Origin of the sequence: uncultured Tateyamaria sp. (genome assembly GCF_947494755.1) — a bacterium.
Taxonomy (GTDB): domain Bacteria; phylum Pseudomonadota; class Alphaproteobacteria; order Rhodobacterales; family Rhodobacteraceae; genus Tateyamaria.
On sequence record NZ_CANLVZ010000003.1, the window covers coordinates 49,538 to 74,723 of the forward strand.

Annotated in this window: 26 protein-coding genes; 16 read left to right on the forward strand and 10 right to left on the reverse strand. The window is 59.6% G+C overall.

The annotated features are described in order from the left end of the window. The first annotated feature begins 33 nt into the window (after nt 1–33). Nucleotides 34–1,629 (forward strand): phosphoglycerate dehydrogenase, encoded by a 1,596-nt coding sequence (serA, locus tag Q0908_RS04650; protein WP_299281395.1) that lies wholly within the window; start codon nt 34–36, stop codon nt 1,627–1,629. Nucleotides 1,630–1,695: 66 nt separating this feature from the next. Further along, entirely contained in the window at nt 1,696–2,424 is a 729-nt protein-coding gene (locus Q0908_RS04655; protein ID WP_299281397.1) for a metallophosphoesterase family protein, read from the forward strand. On the opposite strand, the gene tdh is transcribed toward Q0908_RS04655, so the two are convergent. The 3 genes from tdh to Q0908_RS04670 form a co-directional block, all read right to left on the reverse strand. Next, nucleotides 2,425–3,462 (reverse strand): L-threonine 3-dehydrogenase, encoded by a 1,038-nt coding sequence (gene tdh, locus Q0908_RS04660; protein ID WP_299281399.1) that lies wholly within the window; start codon nt 3,460–3,462, stop codon nt 2,425–2,427. Further along, nucleotides 3,459–4,646, reverse strand: coding sequence for a glycine C-acetyltransferase (locus Q0908_RS04665; protein ID WP_299281401.1), 1,188 nt, complete (start codon nt 4,644–4,646; stop codon nt 3,459–3,461). Before Q0908_RS04665 ends, tdh begins: the two co-directional genes overlap by 4 nt. A gap of 94 nt (nt 4,647–4,740) precedes the next feature. Then, entirely contained in the window at nt 4,741–5,301 is a 561-nt protein-coding gene (locus Q0908_RS04670) for an XRE family transcriptional regulator (protein WP_299281833.1), read from the reverse strand. A 101-nt stretch (nt 5,302–5,402) separates the two neighbouring features. Between Q0908_RS04670 and Q0908_RS04675 the strand changes: the two genes are divergently transcribed. Then, nucleotides 5,403–6,584: an acetyl-CoA C-acyltransferase family protein gene (locus Q0908_RS04675; protein WP_299281402.1), complete on the forward strand. Its 1,182-nt coding sequence runs from the start codon at nt 5,403–5,405 to the stop codon at nt 6,582–6,584. Nucleotides 6,585–6,651: 67 nt separating this feature from the next. On the opposite strand, the gene ubiB is transcribed toward Q0908_RS04675, so the two are convergent. Together ubiB and ubiE are read right to left on the reverse strand one after the other, a co-directional pair. Further along, nucleotides 6,652–8,184: a 2-polyprenylphenol 6-hydroxylase gene (ubiB, locus tag Q0908_RS04680; RefSeq protein WP_299281404.1), complete on the reverse strand. Its 1,533-nt coding sequence runs from the start codon at nt 8,182–8,184 to the stop codon at nt 6,652–6,654. 10 nt (nt 8,185–8,194) lie between these two features. Then, nucleotides 8,195–8,941, reverse strand: coding sequence for a bifunctional demethylmenaquinone methyltransferase/2-methoxy-6-polyprenyl-1,4-benzoquinol methylase UbiE (gene ubiE, locus Q0908_RS04685; protein ID WP_299281406.1), 747 nt, complete (start codon nt 8,939–8,941; stop codon nt 8,195–8,197). Between the two features lie 87 nt (nt 8,942–9,028). Between ubiE and mutM the strand changes: the two genes are divergently transcribed. From mutM to Q0908_RS04750, 13 genes are all read left to right on the forward strand, one after another. Then, nucleotides 9,029–9,880, forward strand: a complete 852-nt coding sequence (gene mutM, locus Q0908_RS04690) for a bifunctional DNA-formamidopyrimidine glycosylase/DNA-(apurinic or apyrimidinic site) lyase (protein ID WP_299281408.1) — start codon at nt 9,029–9,031, stop codon at nt 9,878–9,880. Between the two features lie 63 nt (nt 9,881–9,943). After that, the gene (locus Q0908_RS04695; protein WP_299281410.1) at nt 9,944–10,720 is read left to right on the forward strand and encodes an enoyl-CoA hydratase; all 777 of its coding nucleotides are present in this window, start codon (nt 9,944–9,946) and stop codon (nt 10,718–10,720) included. A 145-nt stretch (nt 10,721–10,865) separates the two neighbouring features. Continuing rightward, nucleotides 10,866–11,129, forward strand: coding sequence for a 30S ribosomal protein S20 (gene rpsT / locus Q0908_RS04700; protein ID WP_299281412.1), 264 nt, complete (start codon nt 10,866–10,868; stop codon nt 11,127–11,129). Nucleotides 11,130–11,657: 528 nt separating this feature from the next. Further along, complete coding sequence (gene dnaA / locus Q0908_RS04705; protein ID WP_299281835.1) at nt 11,658–13,025, forward strand: chromosomal replication initiator protein DnaA; 1,368 nt, start codon at nt 11,658–11,660, stop codon at nt 13,023–13,025. A gap of 168 nt (nt 13,026–13,193) precedes the next feature. Further along, complete coding sequence (gene dnaN / locus Q0908_RS04710) at nt 13,194–14,312, forward strand: DNA polymerase III subunit beta (RefSeq protein WP_299281413.1); 1,119 nt, start codon at nt 13,194–13,196, stop codon at nt 14,310–14,312. Between the two features lie 4 nt (nt 14,313–14,316). Next, a complete protein-coding gene (locus Q0908_RS04715) occupies nt 14,317–14,754 on the forward strand; it encodes a type II toxin-antitoxin system PemK/MazF family toxin (protein ID WP_299281415.1) in 438 nt (145 codons plus the stop codon). Nucleotides 14,755–14,917: 163 nt separating this feature from the next. After that, nucleotides 14,918–16,027, forward strand: coding sequence for a DNA replication/repair protein RecF (recF, locus tag Q0908_RS04720; protein ID WP_299281417.1), 1,110 nt, complete (start codon nt 14,918–14,920; stop codon nt 16,025–16,027). Next, on the forward strand, nt 16,024–16,644 hold the full coding sequence (locus tag Q0908_RS04725; protein ID WP_299281418.1) for a LysE family translocator: 621 nt from the start codon (nt 16,024–16,026) through the stop codon (nt 16,642–16,644). Before recF ends, Q0908_RS04725 begins: the two co-directional genes overlap by 4 nt. Nucleotides 16,645–16,724: 80 nt before the next feature. After that, on the forward strand, nt 16,725–19,142 hold the full coding sequence (gene gyrB / locus Q0908_RS04730) for a DNA topoisomerase (ATP-hydrolyzing) subunit B (RefSeq protein WP_299281420.1): 2,418 nt from the start codon (nt 16,725–16,727) through the stop codon (nt 19,140–19,142). A gap of 1 nt (nt 19,143) precedes the next feature. Continuing rightward, nucleotides 19,144–19,833, forward strand: a complete 690-nt coding sequence (locus Q0908_RS04735; RefSeq protein ID WP_299281421.1) for a nitroreductase family protein — start codon at nt 19,144–19,146, stop codon at nt 19,831–19,833. A 3-nt stretch (nt 19,834–19,836) separates the two neighbouring features. Continuing rightward, nucleotides 19,837–20,550: an extensin family protein gene (locus tag Q0908_RS04740; protein ID WP_299281423.1), complete on the forward strand. Its 714-nt coding sequence runs from the start codon at nt 19,837–19,839 to the stop codon at nt 20,548–20,550. Nucleotides 20,551–20,622: 72 nt separating this feature from the next. After that, the gene (locus Q0908_RS04745; RefSeq protein WP_299281424.1) at nt 20,623–21,225 is read left to right on the forward strand and encodes a PRC-barrel domain-containing protein; all 603 of its coding nucleotides are present in this window, start codon (nt 20,623–20,625) and stop codon (nt 21,223–21,225) included. Nucleotides 21,226–21,405: 180 nt separating this feature from the next. Then, nucleotides 21,406–21,747, forward strand: coding sequence for a DUF2853 family protein (locus Q0908_RS04750; protein WP_299281426.1), 342 nt, complete (start codon nt 21,406–21,408; stop codon nt 21,745–21,747). 228 nt (nt 21,748–21,975) lie between these two features. On the opposite strand, the gene Q0908_RS04755 is transcribed toward Q0908_RS04750, so the two are convergent. The 5 genes from Q0908_RS04755 to tsaD all read right to left on the reverse strand — a co-directional run bounded on the left by Q0908_RS04755 (nt 21,976) and on the right by tsaD (nt 25,157). Then, nucleotides 21,976–22,368 carry a DUF1761 domain-containing protein gene (locus tag Q0908_RS04755; protein WP_299281428.1) on the reverse strand — a complete coding sequence of 131 codons (393 nt, stop codon included), beginning with the start codon at nt 22,366–22,368 and terminating at the stop codon, nt 21,976–21,978. Nucleotides 22,369–22,431: 63 nt separating this feature from the next. Then, complete coding sequence (locus Q0908_RS04760; protein ID WP_299281430.1) at nt 22,432–22,851, reverse strand: EVE domain-containing protein; 420 nt, start codon at nt 22,849–22,851, stop codon at nt 22,432–22,434. Continuing rightward, nucleotides 22,848–23,123 (reverse strand): YciI family protein, encoded by a 276-nt coding sequence (locus Q0908_RS04765; RefSeq protein WP_299281431.1) that lies wholly within the window; start codon nt 23,121–23,123, stop codon nt 22,848–22,850. Before Q0908_RS04765 ends, Q0908_RS04760 begins: the two co-directional genes overlap by 4 nt. A gap of 1 nt (nt 23,124) precedes the next feature. Next, complete coding sequence (locus Q0908_RS04770) at nt 23,125–24,066, reverse strand: NAD(P)H-dependent glycerol-3-phosphate dehydrogenase (RefSeq protein ID WP_299281433.1); 942 nt, start codon at nt 24,064–24,066, stop codon at nt 23,125–23,127. Continuing rightward, nucleotides 24,063–25,157, reverse strand: a complete 1,095-nt coding sequence (gene tsaD / locus Q0908_RS04775) for a tRNA (adenosine(37)-N6)-threonylcarbamoyltransferase complex transferase subunit TsaD (RefSeq protein WP_299281434.1) — start codon at nt 25,155–25,157, stop codon at nt 24,063–24,065. Before tsaD ends, Q0908_RS04770 begins: the two co-directional genes overlap by 4 nt. Between the last annotated feature and the right edge of the window lie 29 nt (nt 25,158–25,186).

Sequence of the window (25,186 nt, forward strand, 5' to 3'; positions counted from 1 at the left end):
TCGTCCGCCATGCTCCATCAAAGGACCACAACAATGGCCCCCAAAGTACTCATCTCCGACAAACTCTCGGAAGCCGCGGTTCAAATCTTCAGAGACCGCGGGATCGAAGTCGACTTCCAACCCGACCTAGGCAAGGACAAAGACAAACTCGCCGCGGTGATCGGCGACTATGACGGCCTCGCCATCCGATCAGCCACGCGGGTCACGCCGACGATCCTCAAGAACGCGACCAACCTCAAGGTGATCGGACGCGCGGGCATCGGCACGGACAACATCGACAAGGATGCAGCGTCCAAGAAGGGCGTAATCGTAATGAACACGCCCTTCGGCAACATGATCACCACCGCCGAACACGCCATCGCGATGATGTTCGCCGTCGCGCGGCAAATCCCCGAAGCCTCGACCTCCACACATGCGGGTAAATGGGAAAAGTCAAAATTCATGGGCACCGAACTGACCGGCAAGACGCTTGGTGTGATCGGTGCAGGCAACATCGGGGGCATCGTGTGCGACCGCGCGCGCGGGCTCAAGATGAAGGTACTGGCCTTCGACCCGTTCCTTGGCGAGGAAAAAGCCGCCAAGATGGGTGTCGAAAAGGTCGAACTCGAAGACCTGATCAAGCGCGCCGATTTCATCACCCTGCACGTGCCCAAGACCGAGCAGACAGCCAACATGATCACCGCCGAACGCATCGCGATGATGAAACCCGGTGTGCGGATCATTAACTGTGCGCGCGGCGGTCTTGTGGACGAGGCGGCCTTGGCCGAGGCGCTGAAATCCGGCCATGTGGCGGGTGCCGCCTTTGATGTGTTCGCCGAGGAACCGGCCAAGGAAAACCCACTGTTCAACCTGCCCAACGTGGTCGTGACCCCCCACCTCGGTGCCGCCACGACCGAAGCGCAGGAAAACGTGGCCCTGCAAGTGGCCGAGCAGATGTCGAATTATCTTCTGACGGGCGCGGTCGAAAATGCGCTCAACATGCCGTCGGTCACGGCGGAAGAGGCGATGGTCATGGGGCCATGGGTCAAACTCGCCGGGCATCTGGGTGCCTTTGTCGGTCAGATGACGGACGAACCCATCAAGGCGATCAACATACTCTATGACGGATCGGTCGCGGCGATGAACCTCGATGCGCTGAACTGTGGCGTGATCGCGGGCATAATGAAGCGCGCTAACCCGGACGTGAACATGGTCAGCGCGCCGATCATTGCCAAAGAGCGCGGCATCCAGATCTCGACCACCAATCAGGACAAGTCGGGCACGTTTGACGGCTATATCAAGGTCACCGTGGTCACCGACAAACGCGAGCGATCAGTGGCTGGCACCGTGTTCAGCGATGGCAAGCCACGCTTTATCCAGATCAAAGGCATCAACATCGATGCCGAGATCGGAGCCAACATGCTCTACACGACAAACGAGGACGTCCCGGGCATCATCGGCCTGCTTGGTAACACCATGGGCAAAAATGGCGTGAACATCGCGAACTTTACCCTCGGGCGCGCCAACGAGGGTGGCGAAGCGATTGCGCTTTTGTATGTCGATCACCCAATTCCGGGCGATGTGCTGAAAACACTGGACGGGACGGGCATGTTTACTCAGGTTAAACCTCTGGAGTTTGACGTCGCCTGACACGGCCTTGTCGTAGGGCGGAGGACACCTCCGCCTTACGGCACATCACTTTTGCAAGGGAACCCCATGACCGGTCCGATCTATGCCGTTGGCGATATTCATGGGCAGTTGAGCGAGCTGGATCATATCCTGTCTCTGATCGAAAAGGACGGCGGGGCCGATGCCGAGATCGTCTTTCTCGGGGACTACACCGACCGCGGCCCCGACAGCCGCGGCGTGATCGAGCGGCTGATCGAGGGGCGCGACGCGCAGAGCAACTGGACCTTTATCAAAGGCAACCACGACCGCATGTTCGAGTGGTTCATGCAAGACCCGCTTCGGCACGACCCCTATCTGATGGTCGAGCTTTACTGGCTGCACCAACGGCTTGGCGGCGATACGACACTTGCCTCCTATGGCGTTGATGCCAGCGGCAAGCAGCGCGAAAAGGACGTACAGGCCGAGGCGCGCAACGCGGTCCCCCAGGCCCATCTCGATTTTCTCGCAGACCTGCAACTCACGCACATTGTAGGCGATCTGATGTTCGTCCATGCAGGCATTCGCCCCGGTATCCCTCTGGCTGATCAGACCGAAGAAGACATGCTTTGGATCCGCCAGCAGTTCCACACTTATACAGGGCCCCACCCCAAGTTGATCGTGCATGGGCACACGCCCATCGACCGGCCCACGCATTATGGCAACCGCGTCAACCTTGATACGGGTGCGGGATATGGCAAACCGCTGACAGCGGCGGTGTTCGAAGGGGACGCCGTGTGGTCGCTGACCGAAAAGGGACGTCAGGCGCTGGCACCCTGACTAACGCCAGTTCAGCACAACCTTGCCCGATGATCCGCCTTTCATCGCAGCGAACCCGGCCTCGAAATCCCCCACATCAAAACGGTGCGTGATTACATTGGACACGTCCAACCCGTTTTCCAGCATGGCGATCATCTTGTACCACGTCTCAAAAATCTCGCGGCCATAGACCCCTTTGATGGTGAGGGCTTTGAAGACAATACGGCTCCAATCCACTGGGGACTTGCCCGGCGGAATGCCCAGCATCGCAATGCGCCCACCCATGGTCATCGCCTCGACCATCTGATCCAGCGCCGCCTGATTGCCCGACATCTCAAGACCGACATCAAAGCCTTGTTTCATCTTCAATTCACCAATGACATCGCGCAAATTCCGCTCTGCCACATTGATCGGCACGACGTCTGCAACCTTGGCCGCAAGCGCAAGGCGGTCGGGGTTCACGTCCGTAATTACGACATGGCGCGCACCCACATGCCGTGCCACCGCAGCGGCCATGATCCCTATCGGACCGGCACCTGTAACCAGCACGTCCTCTCCGATCAGATCAAAGCTGAGCGCGGTGTGTACCGCGTTGCCAAGCGGGTCGAGGATCGCGCCGATATCATCCGACACCTCATCGGGCAGCGGCACAACATTGAAAGCGGGCAGGCGCAGGTATTCGGCAAAGGCGCCCTGTTCGTTCACGCCGATCCCACGTGTGGCCGGATCAAGGTGGAATTTTCCCGCCCGGCTTTGGCGCGAGGTTTTGCCAATCAGATGCCCCTCGCCTGAACAGCGCTGACCAAGTGCCAACCCATCTACATTCGCACCTAATTCCACAATCTCACCTGCAAACTCATGGCCTGTGATCATCGGTGTCGGCACCGTGCCAGCAGCCCAGTCGTCCCAGTTCCAGATGTGAATATCGGTGCCGCAAATGCCGGTCTTGTTGATGCGGATCAGCACATCATCAGGGCCGATCTCGGGCACGGGGGCCGTGACTTTCCAAAGGCCCTCGCGCGGATATGTCTTTTCCAGCGCCGTCATTTGGTTGGTCATGCGATCACCCCCAACACCTTGCCAACCTTTTCAAAGGCGGTCAGTCCCCGATCCAGATCGGCGCGGGTCAGCGCGGCATTCATCTGCGTGCGGATGCGGGCCTGTCCGCGCGGCACGACCGGAAAGAAGAAACCTGACACATAGACGCCTTCGTCAAACAGACCTGCGGCCATGTCCTGCGCCAGCTGCGCCTCGCCCAGCATGACGGGAATGATGGGGTGTTCGCCCGGCAACAGATCAAAGCCCAAGCGGGTCAGCCCATCGCGCCAATAGGTGGCGTTCTCGAACAGTTGAGCGCGCAAATCGTCGCCGTCCTCCACCAGCCGGATCGCCTCAATCCCGGCCGCAACAATCGCTGGCGGCAGGGAATTGGAAAACAGATAGGGCCGCGCGCGTTGGCGCAGCAGGTCAATGACAGGCTGAGGCCCGGCGATATAGCCGCCAATGGACCCGCCCATCGCTTTGCCCAAGGTGCCGGTCAGAATATCGACCTCCACACACGCATGGGCCGGAGTGCCCGCACCCTTGGGCCCCATGAAGCCGGTCGCATGGCAATCGTCGACCATGACAAGTGCGCCATATTGATCGGCAAGTGCTTTGATCTCGGGCAGCTTTGCCAAATAGCCGTCCATCGAAAACACACCGTCGGTGGCGATCATGATATGGCGTGCACCGTCCGTCTTGGCCTGGCGCAATTGCGCCTCAAGATCGGTCATGTCCGAATTGGCATAGCGATAGCGTTTCGCCTTGCACAGTCGAATGCCATCGATGATCGAGGCATGGTTCAGCGCGTCGGAAATGATCGCGTCCTCTGGCCCGAGCAGCGGTTCAAACAGCCCCCCGTTTGCGTCGAAACAGGCTGCGAACAGGATGGAGTCGTCAGTCCCGAGGAACCGGGCCAACCGCGTTTCAAGATCGCGGTGCAAATCCTGCGTGCCACAGATAAATCGAACCGAGGCCATGCCGAACCCGTGACTGTCCATCGCACCCTTGGCCGCTGCAATCAGGTCTGGATGATCGGCGAGGCCCAGATAGTTGTTGGCACAGAGGTTCAGAACTTCGGCCCCGCCCACATCGATCCGCCCGCCTTGCGCCGAGGTGATCATGCGCTCGCGCTTGGTCATGCCATCCGCCTCGATCTGGGCGAGCGTGTCAGTGACATGGGTGAGAAAGGCTTGGGTCATGGGGCGGCTCCTTTGCGCCACCCTCTAACATATCGGATGTGATTCCCAAATGGAGGAAATCATAATAACGGACAATAATCCGTGAAGACGGAAATCAGGCGTCCTGCACAACCAGGAACGCGCGCGCAGGCCGGTCTGCGGTGATCCGGTGCGGGACATCAGCGGCATAGCGGGCCGTGTCCCCTTGACTGACCTTTTCCTGAGCCCCACCGCTGGTGACAACCAACTTGCCTTCGATCACCGTCAGATGTTCACGCGCACCACGCCGATGCGCTTGGCTGTCGAGCATGCCACCTTCGGTAAAACGCACCTCGTAGACTTCGTGCCGCCCGGCATCTTCGGGCGGGCTGAGAATGCGGATCGTGCAGCCAGCCCCCCGGTTTTCGATACTTGGGACGTCGGCCGTGCGCAGCACTTCGATCTGATCCTGTCCGCCTTCGTCCAGCAGCCCCGCGAAATCGACCTGCAAGGCGCGTGTCAGGTTCCAAAGCGTTGCAATGGTCGGAGAAGACTCGCCGCGTTCAATCTGGCTGACCATGGACCGGCTTACGCCTGACAGCTTGGCGACTGCATCAAGGCTCAAGCCCTGGGCGCGCCGCGCCTCTTTGAGGCGTGTGGGCAGCAGCGATAGGATAGCGTCAGTTTCATCCGTCATGACGGACAGATGCCCGTGCCGTTGCGTCCCTGTCAAGGTGCGGGGGCTGACATGAACCATGTGCACCGTCATATTCGACAGCAACCCAAAGGAGAGACCGCATGACCCATGACATCGTAATTCTGGACGGCGCGCGCACGGCCATCGGCACTTTCGGCGGCGCGCTTGCCGGGACCACTCCGATTGATCTGGGCACCGTGGCGGCCAAGGCCGCGCTCGCGCGGTCCGGGGTCGAAGGTAACCAGATCGGCCATGTTGCCTTTGGCCACGTGATCAACACCGAACCGCGTGACATGTACCTGAGTCGCGTCGCGGCGATGCAGGCCGATGTGCCGGACACGACCCCGGCGATGAACGTGAACCGGCTGTGCGGGTCGGGCGTGCAGGCCATCGTGTCAGTCATTCAGTCGCTGACGTTGGGAGATGCTGAGTTTGGCTTGGCTGGCGGTGCCGAGAATATGTCGCGCTCGCCCTTTATCGTCCCAGACCAGCGGTGGGGGGCGAAGATGGGCGATGTGCGCACGCTGGACATGATGCTGGGCGCGCTCAATTGCCCCTTCGGGACAGGTCATATGGGTGTGACGGCAGAGAATGTCGCCGCCGAGCATGATATCACCCGTGCCGATCAGGATGCGTTCGCGATGCAAAGTCAGGAACGGGCCGCGACCGCCATCGCCGAGGGCCGCTTTGCCAGTCAGATCGTCCCAGTCGAAGTGCGTGTGAAACGCGACACGGTTGCCTTTGAGGTCGACGAACATCCCAAGGCGACCAGCATGGACGCGCTTGGCGGCTTGCGCCCTGTGTTCAAGAAGGACGGGTCGGTCACGGCGGGCAACGCGTCTGGCATCAATGACGGAGCTGGGGCCGTTGTTCTGGCGACGGCGGAGGCGGCTGAAAAGGCCGGGTTGAAACCCAAGGCGCGCGTTCTGGGCTATGCTCATGCGGGCGTGCGCCCTGAAGTCATGGGTATTGGCCCGATCCCTGCGGTGCGCAATCTGCTGGATCGCACCGGCCTGTCGGCCAGCGATTTCGATGTGGTGGAAAGCAACGAAGCCTTTGCGGCACAGGCCCTTGCCGTGTCCAATGACCTCGGCTTTGACCCTGCCCGCGTGAACCCCAATGGTGGTGCCATCGCGCTTGGCCACCCGGTCGGTGCGACGGGTGCAATCATCACCGTGAAGGCGATGTATGAGTTGGAGCGGATTGGTGGATCAAAGGCGCTGATCACCATGTGCATCGGCGGGGGGCAAGGGATTGCGCTGGCCATTGAACGCATTACTTAATGGAAAGCGCCGGACCGAGAGCTTTTCACCCCCGGACCCCCGAACGGTATTTTGGTCAAAAGAAGAGTCAGGCGAGCGCTTCGATAATGAGCGTGAGTGCGCCACCTGCCAGCAGCCCTGCGAACCCGGCGAGCGCCACCCAACGCCAAAAACCGCGCCTTTTTTCGGGGGCGGGGTTGGATTGGGCGATCAGCGCCTGTTCGACAAGACGTGGCAGGCGCGGGCCAAAGCGGCTGAGGACGCGCGCGGTTTTGTAGAGATCGCTGACAACGGCCTTGGGGCCGATTGATTTCTGGATATAGTCGGTGACCACCGGCGACGCGACCTGCCAGATGTTCATGTTGGGATTGAGCGAGCGCGCGACCCCTTCGACGACCACCATGGTGCGTTGCAACAGGATCAGTTCGGTGCGGGTTTCCATTCCAAAGCGTTCGGTGACTTCGAACAGGTAGCTGAGCAGCCGCCCCATCGAGATTTTGGAGGCGTCCATGCCAAAGATCGGCTCGCCCACGGCGCGCAGGGCGCGGGCAAATTCATCCACATCCTTGTCGGCGGGCACATACCCGGCTTCGAAATGCACCTCGGCGACGCGCTTGTAGTCCTTGCGGATGAACCCAAAGAGGATTTCGGCATAGACCCGGCGGGTGTATTCGTCGATATGCCCCATGATCCCGAAATCATAGGCGATGATATCCCCGTTCGGTGCGACCTTGAGGTTGCCCTGATGCATGTCCGCATGGAAATACCCGTCGCGCAGGGCATGCATGAGGAACAGTTTTAGCACACGTTCGGACAGATCGACCCGATCGTGCCCCGCCGCATCAATGGCCGCGTTGTCGCCCATCGGTACCCCGTCGGCCCATTCCAGCGTCATCACCCGACGCGCCGAATGCTCCCACCGGATTTTGGGCAGCGCGAACCCGTCATCATTGGCAGTGTTGGCCGCGAATTCACCTGCAGCAGAAGACTCAAGTCGCAGGTCCAACTCACCCTGCACCACGCCATCGAAATGTTCGATCACCTCCATCGGGCGCAAACGACGCGCGCCGGGGGCAAAGATATCAACGATACGGGCGGCAAGGTAGAACGCGTCGACATCCTTGGAGAATGCGCGTTCGATGCCGGGACGCAGGACTTTGACGGCGACCTCTTCGCCCGTATCGGCAAGCCGGGCCTTGTGGACCTGCGCAATGGATGCCGCCGCAACCGGGGCGCTGAATTCGGAGAAGATGGTATCCGTGGGCAGGCCAAGCTCGCGTTGAACTTCGGCCTTGGCCTCTTCGATGGAGAAGGGCGGCAGCTTGTCTTGCAGCACCCGCAATTGCACCGCCAATTCGTCACCCACCACATCGGGCCGTGTCGACAAAACCTGCCCGAATTTGATGTATGCGGGGCCAAGGGCGGTCAATGCGCGGGTGGCGGGCGGCATGGATGGGTCGCCCTTGTAGCCCAGGAACTGGAAGGGCTTACCAAGCGCCTTCGCCACGAACCGCAGGGCAGGTGGGGCCTCGAACGCGTCGAGCACCAGGTTCATCGCCCCGGTGCGTTCCAGCGTTGCGCCCGTCCGGATCAGACGGATGATGTTGTGAGGCCCTCTCATCCGCGCGGCCTCAGATCTTCCAACCCGAATGCAGCGCAGCGACGCCCATGGTCAGGTTCCGATATTTAGCCTGTTCGAACCCGGCAGCGCGGATCATGCCAAGGAATGTCTCCTGGTCCGGGAATTTGCGGATGGATTCGACGAGGTACTGGTAGCTGTCGCGATCATTGGCGATCATCTGACCCATGCGGGGGATCACGTTGAAGCTGTAAAGGTCGTAGAGTTTCTGCATGCCCTCATTGGGCAGTTGCGAGAACTCGAGGACCATAAGCCGTCCGCCGGGTTTGAGGACGCGATAGGCTTCGCTGAGGGCTTCCTCAGGGCGGGTGACGTTCCGGATGCCAAAGCTGATTGTGTAGACGTCAAAGCTGTTGTCCTCAAACGGCAGAGCCATCGCATCGCCGACAACCCAATCAAGGCTGTCGGCCATTTTGTCCGCCTCGGCCCGCTTGCGCCCTTCAACCAGCATCGGTTCGGTCAGATCCAGTACCGTGGCATGGCCGTGGCCCGCGCGTTTCAGGAACTTGAAGGAAATGTCGCCCGTGCCACCAGCCACATCCAGCAGTGTCTGGCCGGCGCGTGGCGCAAGCCAGTCCATCATCGCCTCTTTCCAGATGCGGTGGATGCCGACGCTCATTACGTCATTCATCACATCGTATTTCGACGCCACGGAATCAAACACGCCGCGCACCCGGCTCGCCTTTTCGCTTTCGGGTACGGTTTCGAACCCAAAATGGGTGGTCTTGTCGTCACTCATGCGTCACGTCTTTCCTGTCTGTCAGGCCTTGTTATAGAGCGCGGGCGGGCATACACAACGTAGCCCTTTTGACGCAGGACCACGCCAATGCCCGAACTGCCAGAAGTTGAAACCGTCCGCCGCGGGCTGAGCCCTGCGATGACCGGTGCGGTGATCAAGCAGGCGGATGTAAACCGGCCCGACCTGCGCTGGCCGTTTCCGCCCGATATGGCAGATAGGCTGACGGGGCAGCAGGTGTTGGGGTTGCGGCGGCGGTCCAAGTATATCCTTGCCGACCTCAGCGGGGGTGAGACGCTGCTGGTCCATCTGGGCATGTCGGGGCGGATGCTGGTGTCTGGCGATCCGCTTGGGGTCTTTGCACACGAACATCCGGCTGCGGAAAGGCACGACCATGTGGTGCTGCATATGGACAATGGCGCGCGCATCACCTTCAACGATCCGCGCCGGTTCGGGGCGATGGACCTGATGGACACCGCCACCGCAGACCAGCACAAGCTGCTGGCGGTGCTGGGGCCGGAGCCTCTTGGCAACGACTTCAACGAAACCCACCTGATCGACGCGTTCCGCAACAAGAACAGCCCGGTCAAATCCGCATTGCTGGATCAGAGAATCGTTGCCGGTCTGGGAAATATATACGTGTGCGAGGCGCTGTTTCGTGGCGGCATCTCTCCGACGCGCAAGGCGGCAAAGATCGGCAAGGGGCGGGTGGCCGCCCTTGTCCCGATCATCCGCGATGTGCTGGCAGAGGCGATTGAGGCGGGTGGATCATCGCTGCGGGATTTCCGTCAAGCTGATGGAGAGCTTGGATATTTTCAGCACAGCTTTGACGTGTACGGGCGCGAGGGCGAGCCTTGCCAAACCGCCGATTGTGCCAACACCATCACCCGGATTGTGCAGTCGGGGCGGTCGTCCTTCTATTGCCGGTCCTGTCAAACTTGACTTGAAACGGGGGCACCTCATGGTAATGCTCGCCCCTTAACGACAACAGATGAAAGCAATCCCATGGCCTATGAGACGATCATCGTCGAAATAGAAGACCACATCGCGAAGGTGACCCTGAATCGGCCCGATGCGTTGAATGCGCTGAACGATCAGTTGATGAGCGAGCTTGCGGATGCGATGGGCGCGGCCCAGGCCGACAGCAAAGTGCGCTGCATTGTGATCACCGGATCGGAAAAGGCTTTTGCGGCTGGTGCCGACATCGCGATGATGAAGGACAAGACCTATGTCGAGGTCTTTTCCGAAGACCTGTTTGGTCCTGAAACCGATGCTATTGTGCGGGTCCGCAAACCGGTGATCGCCGCCGTTTCGGGTTATGCGCTTGGTGGTGGATGCGAATTGGCGATGATGTGTGATTTCATCATCGCATCCGATACGGCCAAATTCGGGCAACCCGAAATCAATCTGGGCGTCATGGCGGGCATCGGGGGCACGCAACGCCTGACCCGCGCCGTCGGCAAAGCCAAGGCGATGGATATGAACCTCACAGGCCGCTTCATGGATGCCGAAGAGGCAGAGCGCGCAGGGCTTGTCAGCCGTGTCGTGCCAGCCAAGAAACTGATGGAAGAGGCAATGGGGGCCGCCGCTAAGATCGCCGAGAAATCCATGATCTCGACCATGGCCGTCAAAGAGGCCGTGAACCGGTCTTTCGAAGTGCCACTGCGCGAAGGGCTGCTTTTTGAACGGCGCGTGTTCCACTCGCTGTTCGCCACTGAAGACCAGAAAGAAGGCATGGCCGCCTTCCTCGAAAAACGCGAAGCGCAGTTCCGGGACAAGTAAGATCTTCTTTTGACCAAAAAGACCGTGGGGAAGGCCACAGGCCGGGGGCAGAGCCCCCATCCTGCAAGGTGTTGACTCACACCGCGGACAGACCTAAAGACGCCACTTCTGAAACTACCGCACCAATAGATTGGGACGAGATAATATGGCAAATTCGCCTCAGGCCAAAAAGCGGGCCCGTCAAAACGAAAAACGCTTTCAAGTGAACAAGGCGCGTCGCTCACGCATCCGCACCTATCTGCGCCGTGTCGAAGAGGCCATTGCCTCTGGTGACAAGGACGCGGCAGGTGCCGCGCTAAAGGCGGCACAGCCCGAGCTGATGCGGGGCGTGACCAAGGGCGTGTACCACAAGAACACCGTCGCGCGTAAAATGTCGCGTCTATCTGCGCGTGTAAAATCGCTAGGATAGCTGGAAATCTGAAGAAATTTGAAAATTTGCCATAAAAAATGTGCAAGTTGGAAGCGTCGCAATTTTGCGGCGCTTTTTTCGTTTTCCCTATGAAAACAAGGGCTGCGCAGATTCTTTGCGCAAAAAGTCAGAGTCAAGATTTAAGTTCTATGGACGCACTGCGCGCGAACTTGTTACCACCATCGTGCGATTAGGAATCGCCTTGGGGGGACAGGCCAGACATCGATACGATTGTTACCGTATTGGTCGACGGAGCGGGTAGACAAGTTTATGCATCCCGCATTTGGAATGGCGCAGCTCAGACTGCCATCCGACCTGTCATAAAAATTGGTGTACGGTAGACGCGGAGCGCGTTTGGTCATGTTTTGGCCTGGGCGGGGCGTCTCATCTGTTAAAATCCGAAGGGATCGAGCCCGCTGGCATCTGGCAGCGGGGTGGGATCGATTTGCCTTCAATACGAACGGGACAGACGAGTCTTCTGGCAGTGGCCAGTTGAGTCTGATGGCAGATATGAATGGTTGGATGACGATGACAAAAGAAAAATGGGGCGAGCTGCGGGAACGGCTGCTGACGACGGTTGGACAGAATAATTACACGACGTGGATTGAACCCCTCGATTTCAGGGACCTTGACGATGGGATCGCCACATTTGATGTGCCCACCCACTTTATGGGCAACTATGTCAGCCAGAACTTTTCCGATCTGATCCTTCACGAATTGAAGAACGAGGATGACAGCATCCGCCGCCTCAGCTTTTCCGTGCCTGCCAATTCACAAAACCGCCCCAGCGCGATCGATGCGCCTGCCCGCGCGGCCCCGACTGCACCGCCCACTCCGACCCGCGCGCATGCTGCCCTGTCTGCCGCGCCGCTCGACCGCCGCTTTACCTTTGACACCTTCGTTGTTGGCAAACCCAACGAACTGGCCCATGCCGCTGCCCGCCGGGTGGCCGAAGGTGGCCCTGTCACCTTTAATCCGCTTTTTCTTTATGGGGGCGTTGGCCTTGGTAAGACGCACCTCATGCACGCCATCGCATGGGAGCTTCAGGCCCGCCGGCCCGATCTGAATGTCCTTTATCTGTCGGCCGAGCAATTCATGTACCGCTTTGTGCAGGCCCTGCGCGACCGCAAGATGATGGACTTCAAGGAGCTGTTCCGCTCGGTTGATGTGCTGATGGTCGATGACGTTCAGTTCATCGCCGGCAAGGGCTCCACACAGGAAGAGTTTTTTCACACCTTCAACGCGCTGGTCGATCAGAACAAACAGATCATCATTTCTGCCGACCGCGCACCGGGTGAAATCAAGGACCTCGAAGATCGCGTGAAGTCCCGCCTGCAATGCGGTCTGGTGGTCGATCTGCACCCCACCGATTATGAGCTACGCCTTGGCATCCTGCAGTCCAAGGTCGAGCAGCATATGGTCACCTATCCCGACCTGCGGGTCGAGGATGGTGTGCTCGAATTCCTCGCCCACCGTATCTCGACCAATGTGCGTGTGCTTGAAGGCGCGTTGACCCGGTTGTTTGCCTTTGCCTCGCTTGTGGGGCGCAAGATCGACATGGATCTGACCCAGGATTGTCTGGCCGACGTACTGCGCGCATCCGAGCGCAAGATCACGGTCGAGGAAATCCAGCGCAAGGTCTCTGAACATTACAACATTCGCCTGTCCGACATGATCGGCCCCAAGCGGTTGCGCAGCTATGCCCGACCTCGTCAGGTGGCCATGTATCTGTGCAAAAAGATGACCTCGCGCAGCTTGCCCGAGATTGGCCGCCGCTTTGGCGGACGTGACCACACCACGGTGATGCACGGCGTCAAGCGGATCGAAGAGCTGAAACAGCAGGACGGTCAGATCGCAGAAGACCTCGAAATGCTGCGCCGCGCCCTCGAGGCGTAAATCAGGTCGCACATTCATCACAGCGGGTGCCGAATTCGGTGCCCGTTTCGCATTTGGGCACCCGGCATCTTGACGCCGATGCCGCTGCACCCGACAAGCAACAAAATGCTTGTGATGCACGGTGGGTAAGCTAGGGTGCCCGTCCCGATGCTTGGTGGGAGAGCGACCATGAAAATCAGTGTTGAACGCGGTGTGCTGCTGAAAGCCGTCAGTCAGGCGCAGTCTGTGGTCGAGCGTCGCAATACCATTCCGATCCTTGCCAATGTTCTGATCGAGGCCGAAGGGTCCGACGTGACATTCCGCGCCACGGATCTGGACATCGAGGTCGTGGACAAGGCCCCGGCTCAGGTCGAGCGTGCCGGAGCCACAACGGTCGCTGCCACCACGTTGCATGAAATCGTGCGCAAACTGCCAGATGGCGCGCTGGTGACCCTGACCGCCGACAGCGCCGCTGGCCGTCTGGCGGTCGAAGCGGGCCGTTCCAACTTTTCCCTTGCGACGCTGCCCAAAGAAGACTTTCCCGTCATGGCTTCGTCCGAATACGCGTCGAACTTTTCCGTGCCTGCGCCCAAGCTGCGCCGCCTTTTCGACAAATCCAAATTCGCCATATCTACCGAAGAGACCCGGTATTATCTGAATGGCGTCTACATGCATATCGCCGATGGGGATGACGGCAAGGTGCTGCGCTGCGTAGCCACGGACGGACACCGGCTGGCCCGTATCGACAGCGAGTTGCCCGACAACGCAGGCGACATGCCCGGCGTGATCGTGCCCCGCAAGACGGTGGGCGAGTTGCGCAAGCTGCTGGACGATGACGACATGCAGATTGCCGTGTCGGTGTCTGAAACCAAGGTGCGCTTCGCCACGCCGGACATCACGCTGACCTCGAAGGTCATTGATGGCACCTTCCCCGACTACACCCGCGTGATCCCGGTCGGGAACACCCGCAAGATGGAAGTCGATGCGTCCGATTTCGCCAAGGCCGTGGACCGCGTCGCCACCGTATCATCCGAGCGCTCGCGGGCGGTGAAACTGCAACTGGATGAGGATCGTCTGATCTTGTCCGTCAACGCCCCAGATTCCGGGGCAGCTGAGGAAGAACTGGCTGTTGCGTACGGTGACGAGCGGCTCGAGATCGGGTTCAACGCGAAATACCTTCTTGAGATTGCGTCCCAGGTGGACCGTGAGAACGCCGTGTTCATGTTCAACTCCTCCGGTGATCCGACCCTGATGCGTGAAGGCACGGATCAGTCGGCGGTCTATGTCGTGATGCCGATGCGCGTTTGATGTCTTGGCGCTCCAGTTCCATCCTCGGCAAGGCACTATAGTCCTCGCCAGGTTCGACCATGCGTTCAAAGAACCTGAAATGGTGAAGACGCGCCTTGCCGTTGTGGTATCCAAAGATATGCAAGCACGCAGAGGCTTGTGCACAATTGTCCCTCTCAGCCTGTCAAAGCCGCAGTTCGTCATGCGGTACCACTGCCAAATTGATCCGCAATTCGAACTGCCGTCACCTTGGGGCAATCAACCGCGGTGGGTCAAAGGGGATATGCTGCTGGCCGCCGGATTTCATAGATTGGACCTGCTGTCACTTGGAAAGGGATCTGATGGCCGCCGCATTTACCAGACCGAAACGATTTCGGCGGATGATCTAGGGACTATTCAAGCGTGTATTCTTGAAGGCCTGTCACTGGGTGGATTGACAAAACGTCCACAAAAGCCCAAGTAACGGGTGTCGCGGCTCTGTTTTTCATCCGTATTCAAGACCCTTTTTGGGCCACTGGACCTAACGGCGATAACAAGTCATGGTTCAGTGTCGTAAGACAAATATGTAGATTTGACCCTCGCGCACGACGTAGAGGGTTTTGTTTTGTTTGCGGCTTGAGCTGGAAATGAGTAACTTGACCCTCTCTCTCTCAGCTTTGACCCTGTCGCATTTTCGATCCCACAAGGTAGCCCGCATCAGCGTTGATGCACGGCCAGTGGCGATCCATGGCCCCAATGGCGCGGGCAAGACCAACATCCTCGAGGCTGTATCGTTGCTGTCGCCCGGCCGTGGACTGCGTCGATCCTCTGCCGACGATATGACCCGTCGCCCCGAGGCTGTGGGATGGAAGATATCCGCCGTCTTACACTCCCTGCAGCACGTGCATGAAGTCGAAACGTGGTCCGAGAATGGGGCCGCCCGTCAGGTGCGCATCGATGATAAGGCTGCGGCCCAAACGGCACTGGGTCGCATTGCGCGGGTGCTGTGGCTGATCCCCTCGATGGATCGCTTGTGGATCGAAGGGGCCGAGGGACGGCGCCGTTTCCTTGATCGCATGACGCTGAGCTTTGTGCCGGACCACGCGCAGGTCTCTCTTGAATATGAAAAGGCGATGCGCGAGCGCAATCGGTTGCTCAAAGATATGGTGCGCGACCCACATTGGTACTCCGCCCTTGAGACGCGCATGGCCGAAACAGGTGCAGCAATCCATGCCAATCGGTTGCACGCGCTTGACGAGCTGGCGCAGGCGCAGGGGGATGCGTCGACCGCCTTTCCCGCCGCCGATCTGGTGCTTGAGCCGGGTGAGTTGGGCATGCCTGACGGGGCTGATGGGTTACGCGCTGCACTGACCGACAACCGCGCCCGTGATCTGGGAGCAGGGCGGACGCTGATCGGGCCGCATCGGGCGGACCTGTTCGGGATCTATGCCGCCAAGGGCGTTCCGGCCAAGGACTGTTCGACGGGCGAGCAAAAGGCGCTGCTTGTCTCGCTGATCCTTGCCAATGCCCGCGCGTTGGCCCGCGAGTTCGGCGCACCGCCGTTGTTGCTGCTTGACGAGGTGGGGGCCCATTTGGACACTGACCGCCGCGCGGCCCTTTATGACGAGATTTCGACGCTTGGGGCGCAAGCCTGGATGACCGGCACCGGGCCTGAGTTGTTCGACACAATGGGCACCCGCGCGCAATATCTGCATGTGAGCGACGTTGATGGCGCGAGCGTGGTTGCGCGCCCGTGACCCTCGCCCTGTGGGACATCGCGCTTTATGCAGGTGCGCTGTTGGTTCTGTTCCTGACGCCCGGGCCGGTTTGGGTCGGATTGATCGCGCGCAGTCTGTCAGGCGGCTTTCACGCCGCGTGGCCCTTGGCCTTGGGCGTCGTTGTCGGCGACGTCCTTTGGTCGCTGCTGGCCATCTTTGGGATCACATGGATCCTGTCCGTCTATGGCGGGTTTCTTGAGGCACTGAAATGGGTCGCGGCCGGCATATTCGTCATCATGGGGGTGTTGGTGATCCGGAGTGCCGACGCCAAGATCAATACCGACAGTCGGCTGACGCGCCCGGGCATGTGGGCAGGGTTTCTGGCCGGGCTGGCCGTGATCCTCGGCAATCCCAAGGCGATCCTGTTCTACATGGGGATGCTGCCCGGCTTCTTCGATCTGACGCGCCTGACGGGGTGGGATGTGGCCGTGATCGTCGCCCTGTCGATGATCGTACCGCTGATCGGCAACCTCGCCATGGCGCTGTTCATCGACCGCGCGCGGCGGCTTATGTCGAGCCCGCGCGCCCTGCGCCGGATGAACGTCACGGCTGGCGCTCTGCTGATCTGTGTGGGCCTGATTATCCCCCTGACGTGACACACAAAATCTTGCCTCAGTCGCGTGACAATCCCCCTCAAAAGGCGTAGATTTAGGGCAACTAAAAAAGGGCCCGATACATGGCAGATAACGAGCAGACCCCAGAAGAATATGGCGCAGATTCTATCAAGGTTCTCAAAGGCTTGGAGGCTGTGCGCAAGCGCCCCGGCATGTATATCGGCGACACCGACGATGGCAGTGGTCTGCACCATATGGTGTATGAGGTCGTGGACAACGGCATCGACGAAGCGTTGGCGGGTCACGCCGACGCGGTAAACGTCACAATTCACGAGGATTCCAGCGTCTCTGTCAGCGACAATGGTCGCGGTATTCCCGTCGGGATCCACGAGGAAGAAGGCGTGTCGGCCGCCGAGGTCATCATGACCCAATTGCACGCGGGTGGGAAGTTCGACAGCAATTCCTACAAGGTGTCAGGCGGTCTGCACGGGGTCGGTGTTTCAGTCGTGAATGCCCTGTCGGTCGAGTTGGATCTGCGTATCTGGCGTGACGGCAAGGAACACGTGGCGCGCTTTGCCCATGGTGACACGGTCGAGCATCTCAAGGTCGTGGGCGATGCGAACGGGCGCACCGGGACCGAAGTGCGCTTTCTTGCTTCGACCGAGACATTTTCGAACCTCGATTATTCGTTCGAGACGCTGGAAAAGCGGCTGCGCGAGCTGGCCTTCCTCAATTCGGGTGTGCGCATCATCCTGACGGATGAGCGTCCGGTCGAGCATCTGAGATCGGAGTTGTTTTATGAAGGTGGCGTGCGCGAGTTCGTCAAGTATCTCGACCGCTCCAAGGCTTCCGTCATGCCGGAGCCGATCTTTATCCAAGGGGAGAAGGACGACATCGGTGTCGAAGTCGCGATGTGGTGGAATGACAGCTACCACGAGAATGTCCTGCCCTTCACCAACAACATCCCGCAGCGCGATGGCGGCACCCATATGGCGGGCTTTCGCGGCGCGCTGACCCGCACCATCAACAACTATGCCCAGACCAGCGGCATCGCGAAAAAGGAAAAGGTCAGCTTTACCGGCGATGATGCCCGCGAGGGGCTGACCTGCGTACTTTCCGTCAAGGTGCCTGACCCCAAGTTCTCGAGCCAGACCAAAGACAAGCTGGTCAGTTCCGAAGTGCGCCCTGCCGTTGAAGGGCTGGTGAATGACAAGCTCGCCGAATGGTTCGAGGAAAACCCGAACGAGGCACGCATCATTGTCGGCAAGATTGTTGAGGCGGCGCTGGCGCGAGAAGCGGCGCGCAAGGCGCGTGAGTTGACCCGTCGCAAGAATCCGATGGACATGAATTTCCTGTCCTCCAAACTCAAAGACTGCTCGGACAAGAACCCTGCCAACACCGAGATTTTCCTGGTTGAGGGTGACAGCGCCGGTGGATCTGCCCAGACGGGCCGTGATCGCAAGACCCAAGCCATTCTGCCGCTCAAAGGCAAGATCCTGAATGTGGAGCGGGCGCGGTTTGATCGCATGCTCGGCTCTCAGGAAATCGGCAACATGGTCATGGCGCTTGGCACGGGGATCGGGCGTGATGAGTTCAACATCGAAAAGCTGCGCTACCACAAGATCGTCATCATGACGGATGCGGATGTGGACGGAGCGCATATTCGCACGCTTTTGCTGACGTTTTTCTACCGTCAGATGCCCGAGTTGATCGAAGGCGGCTACCTCTACATCGCGCAGCCGCCGCTTTACAAAGTCTCCCGTGGCAAGTCCGAGGTGTACCTCAAGGACGAGGCCGAAATGCAGGATTACCTGATCCAGCAAGGGATCGAGGGCGCGATGCTGCGTCAGGGCAATGGCGAGGAAATCGCAGGCCAGGACCTGATACGCGTGGTGGACGAGGCGCGTCAATTGCGCCGGGTGCTGCAAGCCTTTCCCACGCACTACCCCCGTCACATTCTGGAACAAGCGGCCATTGCGGGCGCATTTGTGCCCGGTGCGGTCGACAGCGACCTGCAAGGCGTGGCGGACAAGGTAGCCGAGCGGCTGAACCTGATCGCGCTGGAATGGGAGCGTGGCTGGGTTGGTCGGATCACCCAAGACAAGGGCGTGCGGCTGGCCCGTATCCTGCGCGGTGTCGAAGAGGTGCGCACGCTCGATGGGCGCATGATGCGGTCGGGCGAGGCGCGCAAGACCGGCAGCTTTACCGAGTCATTGCAGGACGTCTATGGCACGCCCGCCACGCTGCACCGCAAGGAACGCAGCCAGGTGATCATGGGGCCGATGGACCTGTTGGATGCCATTCTTGCCGAAGGTGAAAAGGGTCTGTCCCTGCAACGCTACAAAGGCTTGGGCGAGATGAACCCGGATCAGTTGTGGGAAACGACGCTGGATCCGGACGCGCGCACGCTGCTGCAAGTGCGGGTCGAGGATATGGCCGAGGCCGACGATCTGTTCACCAAGCTGATGGGCGATGTGGTCGAACCGCGCCGCGAGTTCATCCAGCAAAACGCGCTGAGCGTGGAAAATCTGGACTTCTGACATGTTTTCGAAGGACGCACTGGAATACACCCAATTGCCCCTGCCCCACCGGCAGGATCTGGACGATGCCGAGATGCTGCGCCGCGCCGAAGAATATCGCGACTTCATGGCAACGCGGCACACAGTGCGGGATTATTCGACGCGCCCCGTCGCGCAGGACGTGATCGAGGCGTGTATCGCCGCCGCAGGCACAGCCCCATCGGGGGCCAATCATCAGCCCTGGCATTTCGTGGCAATCAAGGATCCGGCTGCGAAAAAGCAAATCCGCGATGCTGCCGAAGAGGAAGAGCGCAAGTTCTATGCCGGCGGCGCAAGTGACGAGTGGATCAAGGCGCTGGAGCCTATCGGCACCAACGACCACAAGCCCCACCTTGAGGATGCGCCGTGGCTGATCGTGGTCTTTGCCCAACGCTATGGCACGTTCGATGACGGCACCCGCTACAAGAATTACTACGTGCCCGAAAGCGTCGGCATCGCGACGGGCATGTTGCTGACGGCACTGCACACCGCAGGGCTGACGACGCTGACGCACACACCGAACCCGATGAAGTTTCTGGGTGAGTTGCTGGACCGGCCCGACAGCGAAAAGGCGACCATGATCATTGCCGTAGGTCATGCGGCCCAGGATGCGACGATCCCGTCTGTCGCCAAGATCAAAAAACCGCTCTCCGAAATTATGACCGTGCGCTAGGCCATGCGGCTGGTGTCGCTGGGGTATGCGCTGCTCACGCTGGTCTTGATGGCCTGCGTCGGGCTGTTTTTGCTGATCTATACGCCGCAGACACCGCTGCCGGATGCGCTGAACCCAACGAAACCGCTGAATATCGCCGATCCCGTGACGCCCCTGACCGCATTCAAACTGCGCCGTGCGTTGACGGATGGCAAAAGTTGTCGGGCCGCTTTGGGGACGGGCGCGCAGTTCGGTGCGCTGCCTGATCTGGAAACATCGCCGCAATGCGGGATCGCGGACCGGGTGACATTACGCCAAGTTGGGCAAGCCACGATGCGCCCGGTTGAAACGCGATGTCAGACTGCGTTGCGGCTGGCCATGTGGCACCAACATGGGATCGTTCCGGCAGCCACGCAGCATTTCGGTCAGGGGGTCAGACAGGTGCATCACGCCTCGAGCTACAACTGTCGCCAGATCAGAACGACGGGCGGCGGGTCGGGCCGACTGAGCACCCATGCGACCGCCGAAGCGGTCGATATTTCCGGGGTCACTCTGGCCGATGGAAGGCGCGTTGATCTGATCAATGGTTGGGGTGCGAGCGACCCGCGTGGCGCTTTTTTCGTAGACCTGCGCGACAGTGCCTGCATGTGGTTCCGCGTCACGCTTGGCCCTGATTACAACGCCCTGCACGCTGACCATTTTCACCTTCAACATACCGGCTGGGGATTGTGTCGATAAAAAATCTCGGACCCGCCGGGAACCGATTTGTTGCTTCCTCGTTGTTACACCAGCAACCTATTGGAGGAACCTATGACACTGAAAGTATTGAAAACTTCCGCTGCCCTTGTTGGTATTCTGGCCGCACCCGCCTTCGCCGGGTCCTATGACGACAAGGTCGAGGACACGTCCGCCGAAGTCGAAATGGAGCAGACCGAAATCGAAAACGAAGAGGTGGCAGCCGAAGCCGAAGTGGAGGTCGAAGACACGCCCACAGTGACGGCAACTGCCGAGACGACACAGCTCGACAATGCGATCACCGAAGAAGCGCAGGACCTGGCTGACGCCACTGCGGACACGATGGATACCATGATCGGTGACGACGCCGACTCGACAGAAATGACCGTCGCTGAACTGGTCGGCAAGAACGTCCTCACCTCGGGTGACGAGATCGTTGGTGAAATCGACTATGTGATCGACCAAGGTGACGGCTATGCGGCCGTGATCGGTATCGGTGGCTTGCTGGGTCTGGGTGAGTACACAGTGGCTGTGCCGCTGTCGGAATTCAGCATGACAGGCGAAGAAGAGCTGCGCCTGGCAAGCTGGACAGAAGCCGAGCTGGAAGCCCTGCCAGAGATCGACGAGAGCGAACTGGAAGAGCTGCCAAGCGACTACGAGATCAGCACATCGCTCTGATCCGTCCACAACAAATCGGCGGGACGTCCACAGTGGCGTCCCGTTTTTGCGTGTCCGGCGCTGTTTTTCCCCCCGAAAACTTCTTTGTACCCGCTCACATTCGCGTTAACGTCTGACCCACGAACACAATTCCGGGCGATCAGACTGAAATCTGGCGCCCCACACTGCTGGGAGAAGAATATGGGCAAACGTGACGATCTGATCGCGCAATATGCAGATGATTTGAAGAATAAGTGCGGGATGACACCCGACATGGACCTGCTGACCAAGGTCACAATTGGTTGCGGTCCAGCGATCTATAATGCGGATGCATCGACCGTCGCAGGCAGCCAGAAATCCGAGCTGGAAACGGTGAAAGACAAGTTTCTGATCAAGAAGCTTGGCCTGTCTGACAGCCCCGACCTGATGGCAGCCATCGACAAGGTCATCGAAACCTATGGCAAGTCCGAGCGCAATAAATACCGCGCCGTTGTCTATTACATGCTGACCAAACACTTTGGCAAAGAGGCCGTATACGGCTGATCAGCCACCCTTTTTCACGATTTGATGCACCCGCCCCGCTGGCGGGTGTTTCTGTTTTGAATTGAATGCGCGCTACTATGAAGTGGCTTTCGGGCCCTGGTCTTGGTATCAGAATCAAGTCAGACCAGAACGGTCAGGCCCGATATTTCGAACACGTGTGGTGGCTCATGGGAGTGCTATGTGGTGAGAAAGGGTTCTGATCCTCGTCCGGTCAGAACCCTTTTTCGTTCAGAAAAGCGTCAGAACGGTCCCGATGACGGCGGATCCAAACGTGGCATACCCCCCGTCGATCAGTACCAGGCGGAACGGTCGCGCGCCGAACCCATAAAACGTCGCGATCCAAGGTGTGACCAGAAACAGCCCGACGCCAAAGCCTGACACCAGACCCTCTCCCACCGAATCAATGCCGCTTAACACAAAGACGTGGCGCATCATGCCTGCCACCAAGATCGCGCCGACGATGCTGGTGATATAAGGCAGCGGGTTGGCGCTGTTGGCGGGCTTGCCGTCTTTGACCGGCACACCCGACGCTTCCATCCACGGGTTGGCGAAAACGGTGTACCAGACCGCTCCGAACATGAATCCAGCGACGCCCGCAATCACAACTGCAAGAAATCCCATCTCTCCCTCCTTCGACTTTGATGTCGGCAGAGTGGCAGAAAAATGCACATTTACCAAATAGGGCTAAGGATCGACGCCTGCCATCTCACAAACCACGGCCCATTCTGCGGCAGTCACAGGCTGTACCGACAAACGCGAATTTCGGATCAAGGCCATATCGGCAAGGCGTGGATCGTCCTTGACCATTTCAAGCGTGACAGGCGTTTTGACAGGTTTGATCGCTTTGATATCGACGCATTCCCACCGGTCGTCGTCGATTGTGCTGTCCGGGTGCGCTTCGGCGATGACTTCGACAATGCCCACAACAGCCTTTTCAGTTTGCGAATGGTAAAAGAACCCGCGGTCGCCCACCGCCATCTCGCGCATGAAATTGCGCGCCTGATAGTTGCGCACGCCATCCCATTCCTCGCCCGCGTCGCCCTTTGCGATCTGGTCGTCCCAACTCCATGTGCTGGGTTCGGATTTGAACAGCCAGTAGTTCATGCGCCGATCACCTGTTTCCACGCCGTGATTGTCACATCCCGAAACAGGCCCGCCTTGGCGTAAGGATCATTGTCCGCCCAGGCTTGGGCCGCGGCCAGATCGGCGACCTCAAGCACGATCAGCGATCCGCACGGTTTTTCATCGGCGTCCAGAAAGGGGCCTGCCTGCCGCACAACGCCCGTCGCATCGAGGTAGGCGAGGTGATCAGCCCGGTTCTCCATGCGCACGTCCAGCGCGCCCGGCTTGTCCCAGGCCATCAATGCAAACAACATCTCATTCCTCCTTGAGCGGACGGGCGAGCAGCTGATGCATCGCGCCGCTGATATCTAGTTTGTGGTCCACCAGGTCCGCAATGGTATCACAGATCGGCAAATCAAGTTCATGCCGGTTCGCCAAGGACCGCAGCGCACGCGCGGTGCCGGCCCCCTCTACCGTTATACTGTCATCAAAGTCGGTCCCCGCACCAAGGGCAAGTCCCAGTCGGTAGTTTCGCGACTGGTCCGAGTTGCAGGTCAGCGTCACATCGCCGAGCCCACTCAGCCCCATGAGCGTTTCTGCTTGGGCCCCCATGCGCGCCGCGACCCGCTGCATTTCGGCAAAGCCCCGCGTCATCAACGCCGCACGGGCGCTGTTACCCAGACCGGCACCCATCACTGCGCCACAGCCGATGGCGATGACGTTTTTCAGGGCACCGCCAAGCTCGGCTCCGATGACATCCGCCGTGCGGTAAAGCCTGAGTGCGGGTGTCGATAGTTGGGTCTGGATGTTCGCTGCGACATCGAGATCTTTGCAGGCGAGGGTCAGCGCAGTTGGCAATCCAGCGGCGATATCATGGGCAAAGCTGGGGCCGGTCAGAACCGCAACATGCCGCGCCTCGCTCAGGATCGTTGAGGAGCCAACGCCGGTTGCCACCTCAATGCCTTTGCACGCGGCGACGATGGTGTGCGCCGAGATATCCAGACCCGTTATGAACTGCCGTACCTGCTGCATCGGTATCGTCAGAATGAGGATATCATGGTTCAAAATAGTCTCTATATTGGGCGTTATGGCGACATGACCCGGAACTTCGACACCGGGTAAACGGCGGTCATTTCGGCGCGTGTCTCGGATCTGTTGTGCGTGGTTTGTATCGCGCGCCCATAAGGTCACAGGTTGATCGAGCGCGACGGCCAACGCCGTTCCGAATGCGCCTGCGCCGATGACCGCAACGCTCACGCTTTGGCCCCTTTTTTGCCGGACCCGAGCATCGAGGCACTTTGCGTATCAAGAGGCATGCGCGGACGCGCAGTCAAGCTCATCCCGTCAGGATCGCGCACCTGAATCTGTTCGATCCCTGCGGCCGCGATGATCGCCGCATTGTCCGTACACAGCGCCAATGGCGGCGCTAGAAAAGTGGTGCGGTGCTGCTCAGAAATGGTCCCTAACAAGGTCCGAATGTACATATTTGCGGCAACCCCGCCCGCGACGCAGAATGTTGGGACGGCCGGATTTAACGCCAGGTAGACCTCAAGCGCTCGTTCGCTTTTTCCCGCCAAACTGTCCGCGACAGCCGCCTGAAACGATGCGGCAAGGTCGGCTTGATCTTGCGCCGTGAGTCCGCCTTGATCCGCAACAATGTCATCCCGCGCACGCAACACCGCCGTCTTCAAACCGGAAAAGCTGAGATCGCAACCAGGTTTGCTTGCAAGCGGTCTGGGAAACGCAAACCGCGCCGCATTGCCATCGCGTGCCGCGACCTCAATCGCGGGACCACCGGGTTGCGCCAGTCCGAGCAGGCGCGCGACTTTGTCGAACGCCTCCCCCGGCGCGTCATCAATTGTGCCGCCGAGCCGTTCGAACCGGTCGGGCCCATGTGCGATCAGGAATTGGCAGTGGCCCCCGGACACCAGCAGCATCAGATAGGGAAAGGCGACACCGTCCGACAGCCGCGGAGTCAGCGCATGACCCGCCAAGTGGTTCACCCCATAAAGTGGAATGCCCGTCGCCATCGCAAGCCCCTTGGCCATCATGACACCAGACACGACGCCCCCGATCAGGCCGGGCCCGCAGGTGACAGCGATCGCATCAATCTTGCTCAACGGCAGCTTCGCCTGCTCTAACGCGGCTACAATGCTGACATCCAAACGCTCTGCATGGGCGCGCGCGGCGATTTCGGGCACAACCCCGCCAAACTGCGCGTGCAGGTCAGTCTGCCCGTAAACGACCGCACCCAAGACCTCCATATCGCCGGCGACACCGCGCACGACCGCAGCAGCCGTATCATCACAACTGCTTTCAATTCCCAGGACTGTGACGGGCTGATCCATTGCCATGTTCCGTTGCACCAAAGGTCTGC